This window comes from Halopiger goleimassiliensis (genome assembly GCF_000455345.1).
GTDB lineage: Archaea > Halobacteriota > Halobacteria > Halobacteriales > Natrialbaceae > Halopiger_A > Halopiger_A goleimassiliensis.
In genome coordinates, this window is sequence record NZ_HG315690.1 from 1,659,421 (window position 1) to 1,673,940 (window position 14,520).

Below are 14,520 nucleotides of genomic sequence, written 5' to 3' on the forward strand. Positions count from 1 at the left end.
AGCCTGGTGCGTTCATCAAGCTTGAAGCCCTCCGACCACGTCGATATCTATAATGTTCGATCCCGACGAACTCGAGGAGATCCGTGCCAGCAAGGAGGAGTGGCACGAGGAGGAAGTCGAACCCGTCCTCGAGCGCTTTGGCGAGCGGAAGGAGACATTTACCACCGATACGGGGGGTCAAGAAGTCGATCGCCTCTACACGCCCGACGACGTCGCGGACTTGGATTACGAGGCGGACCTCGGCAACCCGGGCGAACCGCCGTACACGCGCGGCGTCTACTCGACGGGCTACCGGGGTCGCCTGTGGACGATGCGCCAGTACGCCGGCTTCTCGACGCCCGAAGATACCAACGAGCGCTACCACTACCTGCTCGATCAGGGACAGACCGGCCTCTCGATGGCCTTCGACCTGCCGACCCAGATGGGGTACGACTCGGACGACGAGATGGCCGCCGGCGAGGTCGGGAAGGCCGGCGTCGCCATCGACTCCTTAGAGGACATGGAGACCGTCTTCGACGGCATTCCCCTCGACGAGGTCTCGACCTCGATGACGATCAACGCCCCCGCCTCGGTGCTTTTGGCGATGTACATCGCGGTCGGCGACAAGCAGGGCGTCGACCGCGAGGAACTCCGGGGGACGATCCAGAACGACCTTCTGAAGGAGTACATCGCCCGTAACACCTACATCTACCCGCCGGAGCCGTCGATGCGGATCATCACGGACATCTTCGAGTTCTGTGCCGAGGAGACCCCGAAGTTCAACACGATCTCCATCTCGGGCTATCACATCCGCGAGGCCGGCTCGACGGCCGCCCAGGAACTGGCCTTCACGCTGGGCAACGGCATCGAGTACGTCGAGGCCGCCCTGGATGCGGGATTGGACGTCGACGAGTTCGCTCCGCAACTGTCCTTTTTCTTCAACGGCCACAACAACATCTTCGAGGAGGTGGCGAAGTTCCGCGCCGCTCGCCGGATGTGGCACGACATCATGGACGAGCGCTTCGACGCCGACGATCCCAAATCGAAGCAGCTCAAGTTCCACACCCAGACCGCGGGCTCGATGCTGACCGCCCAGCAGATCGAGAACAACGTCGTGCGCGTCGCCTACCAGGCGCTGGCCGCGGTGCTCGGCGGGACGCAGAGTCTCCACACGAACGGGAAGGACGAGGCCCTCGCGCTCCCCACGGAGGAGTCGGTCCGAACCGCACTCCGAACCCAGCAGATCCTCGCCCACGAGTCCGGCGCGGCCGACACCATCGATCCGCTCGCCGGCAGTTACTACGTCGAATCGCTCACCGACGAGGTCGAGGCGGAAGCCTACGAGATCCTCGAGGAGGTCGAAGACCGGGGCGGCATGCTCGAGGCCGTCGAACAACAGTGGGTCCAGCGCCAGATCCAGGACACCGCCTTCGAGCGCCAGAAGGAGATCGAGGAGAGCGAACGGATCATCGTCGGGGTCAACGAGTTCGAGATCGAGGACGAGGAACCCGAGATGGACGTCCAGGAGGTCACCGAAGAGGACCAGCAGCGCCAGATCGACAGCCTCGAGACCGTCCGCGCCGACCGCGACGACGAGGCCGTCGACGCCGCGCTCGAGGCGCTGCGCGGCGCGGCCCGGACTGGGGAGAACCTGATGCCCTACATCATCGACGCGGTGAAGGCGTACGCGACCGTCGGCGAGATCTGTGGCGTCCTCCGCGAGGAGTTCGGCGAATACCAGCCGGGTAGCGCGGTCTAATCGGGGGATCGTATCGTCGTCGGGATCTCGCATCGGTTCTCCTCTAGTGACCGCACCTCCAGTCACTACCCGACGACGCGAGACGCGACCGTCCAATTCTCGAGCACCGACGCGTCCACCAGTCCGTGGCACTCGTCGTACGCCGGGTGATTAGCCCGGCGAGATCCAGCGATCGGGCGAGATTTCAAGCCTGAAGACGGGGAACGCTGCACCATGGGAACCGAATCGAGCGTCTCGACGGCGACCGTCTCGGCCGACGGTGCGGAGATTCCCGCACTCGGGTTCGGAACGGCCCGCATGACCGGCGACGAGTGTCGTCAGGCGGTCGAACGAGCCCTCGAGGTCGGCTACCGCCACGTCGACACCGCCCAGCTGTACGACAACGAGTCGGCAGTCGGCGACGCCATCGCCGCCAGTACCGTCGATCGCAACGACGTCTTCGTCGTCACGAAAGTTCACCCCGACAACGCCGCACGTGAGGACGTCCTCGAGTCGACCCGGACGAGCCTCGAGCGCCTCGGCCTCACGACCGTCGATCTGCTCTTGCTCCACGCGCCGAGCGATGAAGTGCCCCTCGAGGAGACCCTTTCGGCGATGAACGAGTTACAGGACGAGGGTAGCGTCGATCACGTCGGCGTCAGCAACTTCCCGGTCGAGGCACTCGATCGTGCTCGCGAACTCTCGGACACACCGATCGTCGCGAACCAGGTGAAGTACCACCCGTACCATCACCAACCCGAGTTGCTCGAGTACTGCGTCGAACACGACGTCTGCCTGACGGCCTACAGCCCGCTGGCTGAAGGAGCCGTCCCCGGCGACGATCGGCTGGGCGAGATCGGCGACCGGTACGGGAAGTCGGCCGCACAGGTCGCGCTGCGGTGGCTGGTTCAACAACCGATGGTGGCGGCGATCCCGAAGGCCGCCTCGCCGGCGCACGTCGAGACCAACGCCGACGTCTTCGACTTCGAACTGGACCCAGCGGAGATGGACGCGGTCGCCGACCTCGGCGACGGGCGCTGGAGCGCCCTCGTGTCGAAACTCGGCCTGCGTTGAGTCGTCGTTCCACCAGCGACGTCCCGGAGCCTCGAGCGAGATCCCCGCGATATTTGACGCCCGGTCGGTAACGGTCGATCATGCACTTCGATCACGCGGGGATCGCGACCGAGGACGCACGCGCGCTGGCCGACCTGTACGGCGACCTCTTCGGCCTCGAGGTCGCCCACGAGGAGGAGTTCGACGGGATGCGAGTGGTATTCCTCGCGGTCGGCGAGGGCTTCCTGGAACTGCTCGAGCCCCTCGAGGAGGGGACGATTTCGCAGTATCTCGAGGAGAACGGGCCGGGCATCCACCACCTGGCACTGGGAACCGACGACGTCGAAGCCGCGCTCGAAAGAGTGCGCGAGCACGACGTGACGCTGATCGACGAGGAGCCACGGGAGGGTGCGTGGGGCCACAGCGTCGCCTTCCTGCATCCGAAGGACACCGGCGGCATCCTGATCGAGTTCGTCGAACACTGAGGGTCCGACCGTCCCGACTCGAGCGCGGTTCGGACGGGGGCGTCAGTGGAGCGTCCCCTCCCGGACGTGATCGTCGTAGGCGAACAGCGCGTAGCCGACCTCGGCGACGCTGTAACCCGTGTCGTCGGCGATCTCGCGGATCGGCTCGATCATGGTCACGTAGTCGTCGGCGTCGAACGACTCCTTGCGGCCCTCGAGGTAGTCCAGACGCTCGAGCGAGGCCCAGACGCGAGTGTCGACGACGGCGTGGCGCTCGGGATCGTACGCCGTCAGGACGCAGGACGCCGTCGGGGCCTTGAACCCGGAGAGGCCCGTCAGCAGTTGAATCTTCGAGAAGTCGTCGTCGACGGCCAGCACGTTCGCGGTGACGGTTCGACACCGCGCTTCGGGGTTGCGCTCGACGTGGTAGGCGCTGCGCGTCGAGGACTCGTAGGCGATCTCGTACAGTTGCTCGCGGGTGAGATACCCCTGCTCGCGATAGGTGTCGCCGAACTCCTCGAGTCGCTCGGGCAACACCCCCTGGGTGTCGGCGTAGCGCTCGAGGTTCTCCGCGATAAACGCCTCCATACGCGTCGCTGGGGACGACACTTACTCGAACGTTGTGGTCCGTTCGAATCCGCGTCGGCCCCTGTGCAACTCCCCGCGGTGTCCGCTCGAGCACTCGTCCCAGCCGTCTTCGACCCAGCGATCCGAACGACCGATACTGCCGTCGTAGCCGCCGGTTCCGAGGGATTCGACAGTGTGATAATATGACAATCGAACCGAGAGAACGTCTGTGTAAGCGACGAGTACGCGCTCGTCAACGATCCTGATCCTCGCTCAGAGCTGACACTCACGGCGATTGGGTGGCGGGAAAGGCTACCGGAAACCCAACGGGTCTATACGGCATCGTGGTGGCTTGGGGTGATGACGACGGTGGTCGAACTCGACGTTCCGGCTGAACGGCTCGGATTCGCGCGAACGTTCGATCGGATTCCGTCGTTCGAATTCCAGGTGCGCGGCCTCGTCGGCGACGCGCCTCCGTTGTGTCAGGTCTCGGGGACCGACCGGCCGACGATCGAAACGACGCTCGAGGAGGACCCGTCCGTCGACGTGATCGCACGGCTCTCGTCCGACAGCGGGGACGACGCCGACGACGAGCGTGCGGGGTGGCTGTTCCGCCTCGCGTTCGACGAGGGGTTCAAACTCTTCGAGCAGATCGTCCTCGAGAACGACGGCGCGATCATGAGCGCTCGAGGACGCGACGGCACCTGGAACGTGCAGTTGTTGTTCCACGACCGGGAATCGGTCTCGACCTGTCACGAGCGGTTCCAGCGCTACGAGTACGACGTCGAGGTCGTCCGAGTTCGCGGCATCGACGACCTCGAGCGGGCCGGGACGCCCCTGACCGAGACGCAGTACGAGACGATCTGGACGGCCCACGAACTCGGCTACTTCGACGTTCCTCGCGAGATCACGCTCGAGGAGCTGGCGGCGGAACTCGACGTCTCCCACCAGGCACTCTCGGAGCGACTGCGTCGCAGTCACGCGGCGCTCATCAGTTCGGAACTCGAGGGCGGCCTCGGCCCGACGAAGATCGATCCGTGATCGGGACGACCACGACCCTGTCGAACGGCCGTCGATCTACCAGCGTGATCGACGAGCGTGGAAAACGAGAGGGGCGACTCGAATAATTATCTGATATACATCACTGAATACGGACTAGTTTGTACGATCGTTTTCCAATATCTGATATAGTGGCGAATTCGCCTCGAGAGGTAGTTTTATTATTAAACAGACAGACAATACTGGTGTCGGCGTGATGCCGACCCGTGACGCATTGCCCGATAACTGAACCCTGTGAGCGCCGGTGGATCACTCGTGCTCAAACAGCGCTCGCGGTCACTCGTGGCTGTGTGACCGTACCTCTGTTGTACGATCCATTGGGTCGGGCCAGCATGCCGGTGGCTCGTCCCACTGATACTCCTCGTATAACTCGTCGTCCGAGCCGTTGGGTCGCGGTTCAGTCGTCGGCGACCGTGGCGTCGAACCCCGATGCGTCGGCCTCGAGCCGTCGGTGGGCGTAGAAAGCGACCGAGAAGTCCTGTGGGCTCGGAATCGCGCAGCCGAGCCAGCCGATCGTCACCGCCGTCCCGAGCGGGGTCTCGAGCGAGACGGTACCCGAGCCGACGAAGACGAGGACGGGCAGACCCATCGCCAGTGGGGCCAGTGCGGCGAGTCGGAGTTTCCAGGGCGGTACCTCACCCGCTGGACGCGGGTGGACGGCCGCCCACGGACAACTGGCCAGCAATCCCAGGACGCCCTTCGATCGGCCCGGAAAGAGCGACACCCCGTACTCGATCCGGGCCAGCCGTAACACCAGTGCGTGGGTTCCTTCGTGAACGAGCAGCCCGATCGCTACCGCGAGAGCGAGTCCGCACCCAGCGACCGCGAGATTCGCGTCGATCATACGGGCTCCCACCGATGCCGTCTCGGCACCCGGCCTGTTCCGTGCACCCGTCTCGAGGGAGGCGACGCCCAAACACCCGCGGCTGGACGCGTGTCGACATTAAGACGGGACGGTCGTCGCGACGTCCGACCCGTATACCTTGCGAGAGAAACGGGGCTGGAACGGAGCGTCAGCGTTTTTTCGAACCGTCGTTCTAGCGTCGACCGAACCATGCGTGCGATCGTACTCGCCACGGATGGTGTCGAGGACAGCGAGTTCAACTACCCCTACTACCGCCTACAGGAGGCCGGTCACGAGGTAGACGTCGCGACACCCGACGGCGAGACGATCGAGGGCAAGACCGGCTACGAGTTCGAGGCCGACTACGCGATCGACGAGTACGACGCCGACCGGTGGGCCGACGAGTACGACCTCCTGGTCGTCCCCGGCGGCTACTCGCCGGAACCCCTCCGACTCGAGGCCCCCGAGGCGGCCGACATCGTCGCGGCCTTCGACGACGCCGACCAGCCGATCGCCGCGATCTGTCACGGCGCGCAGCTGCTGATCAGCGCCGACGTCCTCGAGGACCGCTCAGTTGCGGCCTACTGGAGCCTCGAGGACGACGTCGAGAACGCCGGGGCCACGTTCGTCGACGAGGAGGTCGTCGTGGACGACAACCTCGTCACGGCCCGGGTGCCAGACGACCTGCCAGCGTTCGCGAGCGAGGTACTGGCCCTGCTCGAGGAAGAACCGATCGCGGCCTGATCCGGTACTGACGGCCGCTTCCCCGCCTTCTTCCGCGGTTCGCGCCGTACGCGGGGACTGCGTTCTCGGTCGCTCGAGGCGCGTATCAGCGAGCGGTCGAACGTCCACTGCGGGCGTGCTCGACCAGCCGTTCGATTCGCTCGTCGGTGTCCGGGTGCGTCGAGAACAGGCGACTCCACGCGTCCTCCTCGTCGGGCGAGACGTACAGCGTCGAGAGCAGTCCCCGACGGGGGTTCGCGGCCCGTTCGATCGTCTCCAGCGCGCTGGCGAGCGCGAGCGGCTTCCCGGTGACGACGGCGGCGCGATCGTCGGCGGCGTACTCCCGTCGCCGGGAGTGGGCACGAACCAGCGCCGTGAACGCGAGGAGACCCACCGTCACGCCGCGTTCCGTCCAGCGGACCAGGCGGCCGAAAACCGTCTCCGTCCACGCGGCGGGGCGACCGCGCGCCCACGCGATGGCGCGTGCGACGCCGACGACGAGAAACACGGCCGGCGAGAGCACCAGCAGAACGAGACCGGCGAGCGTGCGGAAGAGGCTGTACGCCAGCGTCTGGACGAACGCGTCGTAGCGCTCCAGATGGGCGAGTTCGTGGGCGATCAGCCCCTCGAGTTCGTCGAGCGAGAGCAGTCGGAACAACGATCGATCGAGGACGATCACGCCGTTGCGCGCCCCGCCGAGCGCGAAGGCGTTGGGGACCGGCAGCCGTGCGACGTAGACCGTCGGTTCGGAGAGGTCCATTCGTTCCGTCAGGCGATCGATTCGCCGGTAGAACGTCGGGGCCCGCGATCGGGGGAGTTCGGTCGCCTCGAGTCTGGACAGTAGCTGTCGCGTCCCGAACCGGTAACTCAGGTAGCCGCCGACGAGACCGCCGAGGGCGAGCACGAGGAGCAACGTCTCGAAGTTCGGCGTCGAGAGCCACAGCAGCGTCAGCGCGAAATACCCCAGGGCCGCCAACCCGACGTACGCCAGCAGGACGAAACACCCGACGAGGACCATCGTCACCCGGGCAACGGTCCGATGCGTGAACATTCAGTCGGCCGTAGGTGCGGCCGACTGAAACGCGTTTCGCGCTCCGCCCCCCGCTGGGAACGCTACCGAAGAGCGAGCGGCTGAACCGCCCGATGACCGACTCGAGTCGATCCGCCGTCCCGTGATCGGTCACGTCCGAAGGCGGAAATTCGTTCAGGATTGCTGAACATTTACCTGTATCGGATGTGAGTCCCCACCATGATCGACGCAGTCGAGGATCCGCTCGAGGAACTCGCGAACCTGCCGACGATCGCACACCCGGTCGTCTCGCCCGACGGCACCGAGGTCGCCTGCTACTACGACGGCAGCGGCCGGAACGAACTCCACGTCATCGACCTCGAGACCGGGGAAATGGGACAGTGGTCCGACGGTCAGGTACCCCGGAACGCCCGCTGGCCCGTGCAGTGGGGAGCCGACGGCGACCGGATCTACTTCCACCTCGACGACGCAGGGGACGAACAGAACGACATTTACGCACTCTCCCGCGAGGGCGACGCCGAGACGGTCGTCGAGATGGACGGCCAGAACGTCCTCCAGGACGTCGGTCCCGACGGCGAGACGCTGTTGCTCAGCTCGAACCGCGACGGACAGATGAACGTCTATCGCCACGACGTAGCGACGGGCGAGACGACCGCCATCACGGACTACGACCGGGCCGTCACCGGCCCGATCCTCGCACCGGACGGCGAGCGAATCGCCTATGCGACCAACGAGGCCGACGACTTCGACAACCGGGACGTCTACGTCGCGAACGTCGACGGCTCGGACGCCCGCAACCTCGAGATCGGAGCCGTCGGGGCCGAAGCGACGCCGATCGACTGGGACGAGACCGGAACGCGGCTGCTGGTCCACGACAACACGCCGGACCTCGGCCGCGTGGGGGTCTACGACCTCGAGGAGGAATCGATCGAGTGGTTCGGCGGCGACGAGTACGAGGAAGCCGGCGTCTCCTTCCTGTCGGGCGGGGACCGCGTGCTCGCAGCCCGGTGCCGCGGCCCGCTGTACGTCCCGGTCGTCTACGACGTCGCGACCGGCGAGGGACGCGAACTCGACCTGCCGGACGGTGTCGCGAGCTACGCCCAGGGCGGGCGCGCGTCCTACGAGTCCGCCGACAGTCGCCTCCTGGTGCCGTACACGACGCCGACGCGCCGGACGGAACTGCTCGTTTACGACCTTGCGGACAACTCCCACGAGACGCTGCTGCCGGCCGAGTACGGCCCGTTCGACCAGTCGGACTTCGTCGACGCCGAGTACGTCACGTTCGAATCCGATGGCGTCCCCGAGACGCCCGCGAACGCCGTCGAGCACGAGCCGGCCGACGAACTCGAGATCGGCGGGTTGTTCTACGACTCCGGTGAACGACCGTCGCCGCTGATCGTCAAGCCGCACGGCGGACCCCGCGGTCGGGACACCAAATCGTTCGACCTCTACACGCAGGTGCTCCTCTCGCAGGGCTACTCCGTCCTCGAGGTCAACTACCGCGGCTCTACGGGCCGCGGCCGCGAGTTCGTCGAGCGACTCATCGGCGACTGGGCTGGTGCGGAACAGGGCGACGTTGCCGCTGGCGTCGAACACGTCCTCGAGACCCGTGACTGGCTGGACGAGGACCGCGTCGCCGTCTTCGGCGGCTCCTACGGCGGCTACTCGGCGTACTGGCAACTCGTCCAGTACCCTGACCTCTACGACGCGGGCGTGGCCTGGATCGGACTCACCGACCTCCAGGAGATGTACGAGACGACGATGCCCCACTTCCGCGTCGAGTTGATGGAGAAGTACCTCGGGACGCCCGAGGAGAACCCCGACCTGTACGCGGAACGGTCGCCGATCACGTACGCCGACAACCTCGCAGCCCCGCTACTACAGGTCCACGGCGTCAACGACCGGCGCGTCCCGATCTCGCAGGCCAGACTGTTCCGCGACGCCCTCGAGGAAGCCGGCTACGAACGCGGCCAGGACGGCGACTTCGAGTACGAAGAACTCGGCGAGGAGGGCCACGCCTCGACCGACTCCGACCAGAAACTGCGGATGTTCCGCCTGCTCTGTGACTTCCTCGAGCGGCGTCTCTGATTCCGGTCCGACCCGGAACCGGTACTGAGAGGACGACGACGGGATCGGAACTTTCGGGACGACCGTCCCGAACAGCGATACTTTGATCACGCTCACTCCGGATCGTTCAGCTACGGTGACTTCCAGGCGCTCCTCGATCGGCACGCTGTTGCTCGTCGGCGCGATCCTCCTGACGGCGGTCGTCTACGGCTGGCTCGTCCCGACGCACGCGCTGGACGACGATCACGGGGGCGCGCTGTTGTACCTCACTATCGGTTGGGTCCCGTACACGCTCGTGTTCTACCTCGTGGGCCGGCGGTTCTCCGCGCCGTCGAAACTGCCGAACATGCGCGCCGCCGACGCGGGCCTCGGTCTCTTTCTGATCTCACTGTTGCTTAGCCTGGGACTGGACGCCTGGGGGTTCGAGCCCGAACTGGTGCCCCAAGCCCACGTCCTGCAGGCGATGGGTATCTTCGTCGGCCTCGCGCTGTTCGGCTGGGGGATCGGTCGCCGCTCGAAAGCGGTTTCGGCGTACGAGTAGGAATTTGCGACGGCGCATTCGTAACTCGAGTCGCTCCCTCGAGAAAACCCAGTCGCGACGACGAGACCGAAACCGAAACCGAAACGGGCGCGGATCGGCCGGCGAGAGAAGCGTCCAACGGCGTCGCTCAGTAGAACTCTCGAACCAGGTCCATGGCGTCCTCGGGCGCGCCGTCCGGAATGTCGGACATGTCCTCGGTGACGCCGTGTTTCTCGTGGTACGGGACGGACTCTTCGTCCTTGTACATCACGCCCTGGTACTCGCTGTCGCCGTCAAGGATGACCTCCTTGGCGGCCTCGTAGTCGGTCGGATCGTGGTCTTCGTCCTGGAGGTCGACGAGGTTGTCGCGGAAGTAGTCGTAGGTGTCGACGTCGTTGAACGTGACGCAGGGGCTGAAGACGTTGACGAAGCCGAAGCCGTCGTGCTCGATGGCCTTCTCGACGATCTCCTGGTGGCGCAGGGCGTCGGAGGCAAAGGACTGGGCGATGAAGCTCGCGCCGGAGGCTAGCGCCAGAGCCAGCGGGTTGACCGGCGGCTGTTTCGGTCCCTCGGGCGTCGTCGAGGTCTCGAAATCCGAGCGCGAGGTCGGCGAGGCCTGTCCCTTGGTGAGGCCGTAGATGCGGTTGTCCATGACGACGTAGGACATGTCGACGTTCCGGCGGACGGCGTGGACGAAGTGGCCGGCACCGATCGAGTAGCCGTCACCGTCGCCGCCGGCGACCATGACCTCGATGTCAGGGCGGGCCATCTTGACGCCCGTCCCGACGGGCAGGGCGCGACCGTGGACTCCATGCAGCGCGTAGCTGTGCATGTAGGTCCCGATCTTGCCGGAACAGCCGATCCCGGCGACCACGAACGTGTTGTCGGGGTCGTTGCCGGTCTCGGCCAAGGCTTTCATCATGCCGTTCATCGTCCCGAAGTCGCCGCATCCGGGACACCACGTCGGCTGCTTGTCGGATTTGAAGTCTGTGAATCGGACGTCTGAGCTCATTAGGCAGGCACCTCCTCGGAGAGTTTTTCGGTGATCTCTTCGGCGAGTTCGTCCGCCTTGAAGCGGACGCCGGTATACTTGTTAATGCGCTTCACACGGGTAAGTGCGTCGTGTTCGAGCAGGTCGGCGAACTGACCCGTGGCGTTGTTCTCGACGACGATGACCTCGTCGGCGGCCTCGATCTCCTCCGAGAGGTCCGGTCGCGGGAAGATGTACGGCACCGAGATGACCCGGACGTTCAGGCCGTCTTCTTCGAGGTAGTCGAGGGCTTCGATGAGCGCGCCCTCGTTGGAGCCCCACGAGATGACGAGGTCGTCGGCGTCGGCATCGCCGAACTCCCGGTAGTCCCAGTCCTCGCGCTCCTCGGCGGTTTCGACCTTGCGGTAGCGTTTGTCGACCTGCTGGACGCGCTCGTCCTGGTCCTCGGTCCGGCGACCGAGTTCGTCGTGCTCGAGGCCGGTGGACATGTGTGCACCCTCTTCGGTGCCCGGGATCGCCCGGGGACTGATGCCGTCGTCGGTGACGGCGTGGGCGCGGAACCGACCCTGGGCGTCGAGCCACTCGTCGACCTCGTCCTCCTCGACGAGTTTGCCGCGATCGATCTCCACCTCGTCCATGTCGAACGCCTCCGGCGGGAACGTCTGTTCGGTGACCGACATCGCGAGGTCGGAGACGAGGAAGACCGGCGTCTGGTACTTCTCGGCGAGGTTGAACGCTTCGACGGTCTTCCAGAAACACTCCGTGATCGAGGTCGGCGTGATGACGAACCGCGGGATCTCACCGTGACCGCCGTACAGCGCCATGTTGAGGTCGCCCTGCTCCTGTTTCGTCGGCATCCCCGTCGAGGGACCGGAGCGCTGGACGTCGGTGATGACCAGCGGCGTCTCGCTCTGGGCGACGAGGCCGAAGGTCTCGGTCATCAGGTCGATCCCCGCACCGGACGTCGCGGTCATCGCGCGGGCACCGCCGCGGGCAGCGCCGAGCGCCATGTTGATCGCCGAGAGTTCGTCCTCGGCCTGCACGACGTGGCCGCCGTACTCCTCGATCCGACCGGTCAGGTACTCCATGATCGAGGTCGCGGGCGTGATCGGATAGCCGGCGTAGAACCGACAGCCGGCGGCGAGGGCCCCCATCCCGATCGCCTCGTTCCCGTTCAGGAGGACGTAGTCCTCGTCGGTGACTTCGAGATCGTAGCCGAGGTCGACGTCGTAGTTCTCCTGGACGTACTCCTGGCCCAGGCGGGCGGCCTCCTTGTTGTTCTCGACGATCTTCGACCCCTTGCCGCCGAAGCGCTTCTCGAGCGCCTCGTCCAAGTACTCGACGTCGAAGCCGGTGATCTCACAGGCAGCCCCGAGCGCGACGATGTTGCGCATGATCGCGCCGCCGGCGTCCTCCGCCAGCGACTTCAGGGGGACGTCGACGGCCGTCATCTCCTCGGGAATCTCGGCCTCCCAGGAGCGTTCGCCGTCGTAGATGATGGCGCTCCCCTCGTGGAGTTCATCGAGATTTTCGTCGATGGTCCGCTGGGTGAGCGCGACGAGAATGTCGAGGCGATCGACGACGCTGCGTACCTCGTCGACCGACGTCCGAATCTTGTACGCGGTGTAGCCGCCACGGATCCGCGACGCGAAGTCCTTCGACGTGAACACGTGTCGCCCAGCGCGCGAAAGCGCCTGCGCGAAGATCTTCCCGGTGGAGTCGATACCGTCGCCGGCCTCGCCTCCAATCGCCCAGTTGAGGTCCTCAGCCATGTTAGGGCGACACTTGCCCTCCACAAATGAAAAGGCTTCTGAAACCCGTACCGACGATTGTGATTGACTCAAAATTTTCCCGATTTCCGGGTGACGGTTCGGTCCAGAAGATCACCGGACAGGTCGACGGCCGATCGAATCGGCACCCGTGCTAACAGCGGCCGTGTTCCGACGGTAGTCATACCCGATCGCACCGGTTTCGATCGAGGTTTCTCGCCGTGAATCGCACGGCTGTCTCGATCACGGTCCGCGACGGCCGCGGGACTCGCGCGACGAACCCGTCGGCGAACGAAACGACTTTTCGAGCGACTGCCGAATCGCTGCGGTATGGAAGGCACTCCCGTCACCGTCGCTTCCGTTCGCGACGTCGGCCCCGATACGGTCGCACTCGAACTCGAGACGCCCCCGGAGTTCGACGCCGCGCCCGGACAGTTCGTCCTGCTGCGGGCGGCACCCGAAGGCGAAGAGATCGCCCGCCACTACACCCTCTCCTCGCCGTCCGTCGGCGAGACGTTCGAACTCACCGTCGGAATCGATCCCGACGGCGACCTCTCCCCGTGGCTCGCCGACCTCGAGGGCGGCGAGACCGTCCACGTCGAAGGTCCCTTCGGGAACATCACCTACGAGCGCGACCGCGACGTCGTCGCCGTCGCTGGCGGACCCGGCGTCGGCCCCGCGGTGTCGATTGCCGAAGCCGCACGCGAAGCGGGCCACGAGGCCGTCGTCATCTATCGGGACGACGCCCCCGCCCACACAGACCGTCTCGAGGCCCTCGAGGACGACGGCGCGACCGTCCACGTGCTCGAGGGGGACGCCGACGACGAACTGGCCGCGGCGATCGACTCCCACGTCGACGACGGGCAGGTGTACGCCTTCGGCTTCGCTGACTTCGTGACGGCCGTCGCGGACGCCATCGAGGACGCCGGCGGCGATCCGGACGACGCGCTCATCGAGAACTTCGGGTGACGCCGGGAAACGGACCGAGACCTCGACGCAGACGAGCACAAGCTATTTTGCCACACGAACTGCTTGCTGAACCATGGCTCGCAAATCCTATCAGGAGCAACTCACGGAACTCCGTGAGGACATCCTCTATATGAGCGAGGTCGTCCTCGAGCGACTTCGCATGGGACTCGACGCGTTAGAGCAGAAAGACGAGGAGTTGGCCCAGGAGGTCATCACCGGCGACGACGAGATCAACCGGATGTACCTCGACCTCGAGCAGGACTGCATCGACCTGCTCGCGCTCCAGCAGCCGGTCGCCAGCGACCTGCGCTTTATCGCGGCCTCGTTCAAGATCATCACCGACCTCGAGCGCATCGCCGACCTGGCGGTCAACCTCGGGGAGTACACCCTCGAGGCCGAGGAGAACCTCTTCCCGGACGTCGACGTCCAGGAGATGGGCGAGTTGACCCTCGAGATGGTCGAGGATGCGATGACCGCCTACGAGACCGAAGACACCGACGCCTGTCGCCAGCTTGCGGTCCGCGACGACGACCTCGACCAGTTCGCGGAGCGAGCGAGCGAGATCGTCGTCCGGGACCTCATCGAACGCGAACTCGACTCGCCGGACGAGGTCGAACGCATCCTGCAGGACGTCTCGCGGCTCCTGTTGACGATTCGTGACTTGGAGCGCGTCGGCGATCACTCGGTCAACATCGCCGCGCGAACGCTGTACATGGTGGAGAACGACGACGAACTGATCTACTGACC

The 14,520-nt window shown here is 65.5% G+C and carries 14 protein-coding genes; 9 read left to right on the forward strand and 5 right to left on the reverse strand.

Going from position 1 to position 14,520, the window contains the following annotated elements; all coding sequences use genetic code 11:
- Window positions 1-52 precede the first annotated feature (52 nt).
- From TX79_RS08120 to mce, 3 genes are all read left to right on the forward strand, one after another.
- Complete coding sequence (locus TX79_RS08120) at window positions 53-1,738, forward strand: acyl-CoA mutase large subunit family protein (protein ID WP_049926958.1); 1,686 nt, start codon at window positions 53-55, stop codon at window positions 1,736-1,738.
- Between the two features lie 213 nt (window positions 1,739-1,951).
- Entirely contained in the window at window positions 1,952-2,791 is an 840-nt protein-coding gene (locus TX79_RS08125; RefSeq protein ID WP_049926959.1) for an aldo/keto reductase, read from the forward strand.
- Window positions 2,792-2,871: 80 nt separating this feature from the next.
- The gene (mce, locus tag TX79_RS08130) at window positions 2,872-3,255 is read left to right on the forward strand and encodes a methylmalonyl-CoA epimerase (protein WP_049926960.1); all 384 of its coding nucleotides are present in this window, start codon (window positions 2,872-2,874) and stop codon (window positions 3,253-3,255) included.
- Between the two features lie 42 nt (window positions 3,256-3,297).
- Here mce and TX79_RS08135 read toward each other — a convergent pair whose 3' ends face one another.
- Window positions 3,298-3,822, reverse strand: coding sequence for a hypothetical protein (locus TX79_RS08135; protein ID WP_049926961.1), 525 nt, complete (start codon window positions 3,820-3,822; stop codon window positions 3,298-3,300).
- Window positions 3,823-4,161: 339 nt separating this feature from the next.
- Here TX79_RS08135 and TX79_RS08140 point away from each other — a divergent pair, with 339 nt between their 5' ends.
- Window positions 4,162-4,842: a helix-turn-helix domain-containing protein gene (locus tag TX79_RS08140; protein WP_049926962.1), complete on the forward strand. Its 681-nt coding sequence runs from the start codon at window positions 4,162-4,164 to the stop codon at window positions 4,840-4,842.
- Between the two features lie 415 nt (window positions 4,843-5,257).
- On the opposite strand, the gene TX79_RS08145 is transcribed toward TX79_RS08140, so the two are convergent.
- On the reverse strand, window positions 5,258-5,704 hold the full coding sequence (locus TX79_RS08145) for a hypothetical protein (protein WP_049926963.1): 447 nt from the start codon (window positions 5,702-5,704) through the stop codon (window positions 5,258-5,260).
- 210 nt (window positions 5,705-5,914) lie between these two features.
- Here TX79_RS08145 and TX79_RS08150 point away from each other — a divergent pair, with 210 nt between their 5' ends.
- On the forward strand, window positions 5,915-6,448 hold the full coding sequence (locus TX79_RS08150) for a type 1 glutamine amidotransferase domain-containing protein (RefSeq protein ID WP_049926964.1): 534 nt from the start codon (window positions 5,915-5,917) through the stop codon (window positions 6,446-6,448).
- A gap of 85 nt (window positions 6,449-6,533) precedes the next feature.
- Here TX79_RS08150 and TX79_RS08155 read toward each other — a convergent pair whose 3' ends face one another.
- Window positions 6,534-7,478 carry a M48 family metallopeptidase gene (locus tag TX79_RS08155; RefSeq protein ID WP_049926965.1) on the reverse strand — a complete coding sequence of 315 codons (945 nt, stop codon included), beginning with the start codon at window positions 7,476-7,478 and terminating at the stop codon, window positions 6,534-6,536.
- A gap of 198 nt (window positions 7,479-7,676) precedes the next feature.
- Between TX79_RS08155 and TX79_RS08160 the strand changes: the two genes are divergently transcribed.
- Window positions 7,677-9,545, forward strand: coding sequence for a S9 family peptidase (locus TX79_RS08160; protein ID WP_049926966.1), 1,869 nt, complete (start codon window positions 7,677-7,679; stop codon window positions 9,543-9,545).
- Between the two features lie 115 nt (window positions 9,546-9,660).
- Window positions 9,661-10,065, forward strand: a complete 405-nt coding sequence (locus TX79_RS08165; RefSeq protein ID WP_049926967.1) for a hypothetical protein — start codon at window positions 9,661-9,663, stop codon at window positions 10,063-10,065.
- 127 nt (window positions 10,066-10,192) lie between these two features.
- On the opposite strand, the gene TX79_RS08170 is transcribed toward TX79_RS08165, so the two are convergent.
- Window positions 10,193-11,056: a 2-oxoacid:ferredoxin oxidoreductase subunit beta gene (locus TX79_RS08170; RefSeq protein WP_049926968.1), complete on the reverse strand. Its 864-nt coding sequence runs from the start codon at window positions 11,054-11,056 to the stop codon at window positions 10,193-10,195.
- Window positions 11,056-12,807, reverse strand: a complete 1,752-nt coding sequence (locus TX79_RS08175) for a 2-oxoacid:acceptor oxidoreductase subunit alpha (RefSeq protein ID WP_049926969.1) — start codon at window positions 12,805-12,807, stop codon at window positions 11,056-11,058. Before TX79_RS08175 ends, TX79_RS08170 begins: the two co-directional genes overlap by 1 nt.
- Window positions 12,808-13,134: 327 nt before the next feature.
- Between TX79_RS08175 and TX79_RS08180 the strand changes: the two genes are divergently transcribed.
- Together TX79_RS08180 and phoU are read left to right on the forward strand one after the other, a co-directional pair.
- The gene (locus TX79_RS08180; RefSeq protein ID WP_049926970.1) at window positions 13,135-13,773 is read left to right on the forward strand and encodes a ferredoxin--NADP reductase; all 639 of its coding nucleotides are present in this window, start codon (window positions 13,135-13,137) and stop codon (window positions 13,771-13,773) included.
- Between the two features lie 73 nt (window positions 13,774-13,846).
- Complete coding sequence (phoU, locus tag TX79_RS08185) at window positions 13,847-14,518, forward strand: phosphate signaling complex protein PhoU (protein WP_049926971.1); 672 nt, start codon at window positions 13,847-13,849, stop codon at window positions 14,516-14,518.
- Window positions 14,519-14,520 lie beyond the last annotated feature (2 nt).

Bases quoted from the DNA above. Each gene is read 5' to 3' on its own strand.
- TX79_RS08120 (WP_049926958.1), top strand. From the start codon at position 53: ATGTTCGATCCCGACGAACTCGAGGAGATCCGTGCCAGCAAGGAGGAG.
- TX79_RS08125 (WP_049926959.1), top strand. From the start codon at position 1,952: ATGGGAACCGAATCGAGCGTCTCGACGGCGACCGTCTCGGCCGACGGT.
- mce (WP_049926960.1), top strand. From the start codon at position 2,872: ATGCACTTCGATCACGCGGGGATCGCGACCGAGGACGCACGCGCGCTG.
- TX79_RS08135 (WP_049926961.1), bottom strand. From the start codon at position 3,822: ATGGAGGCGTTTATCGCGGAGAACCTCGAGCGCTACGCCGACACCCAG.
- TX79_RS08140 (WP_049926962.1), top strand. From the start codon at position 4,162: ATGACGACGGTGGTCGAACTCGACGTTCCGGCTGAACGGCTCGGATTC.
- TX79_RS08145 (WP_049926963.1), bottom strand. From the start codon at position 5,704: ATGATCGACGCGAATCTCGCGGTCGCTGGGTGCGGACTCGCTCTCGCG.
- TX79_RS08150 (WP_049926964.1), top strand. From the start codon at position 5,915: ATGCGTGCGATCGTACTCGCCACGGATGGTGTCGAGGACAGCGAGTTC.
- TX79_RS08155 (WP_049926965.1), bottom strand. From the start codon at position 7,478: ATGTTCACGCATCGGACCGTTGCCCGGGTGACGATGGTCCTCGTCGGG.
- TX79_RS08160 (WP_049926966.1), top strand. From the start codon at position 7,677: ATGATCGACGCAGTCGAGGATCCGCTCGAGGAACTCGCGAACCTGCCG.
- TX79_RS08170 (WP_049926968.1), bottom strand. From the start codon at position 11,056: ATGAGCTCAGACGTCCGATTCACAGACTTCAAATCCGACAAGCAGCCG.
- TX79_RS08175 (WP_049926969.1), bottom strand. From the start codon at position 12,807: ATGGCTGAGGACCTCAACTGGGCGATTGGAGGCGAGGCCGGCGACGGT.
- TX79_RS08180 (WP_049926970.1), top strand. From the start codon at position 13,135: ATGGAAGGCACTCCCGTCACCGTCGCTTCCGTTCGCGACGTCGGCCCC.
- phoU (WP_049926971.1), top strand. From the start codon at position 13,847: ATGGCTCGCAAATCCTATCAGGAGCAACTCACGGAACTCCGTGAGGAC.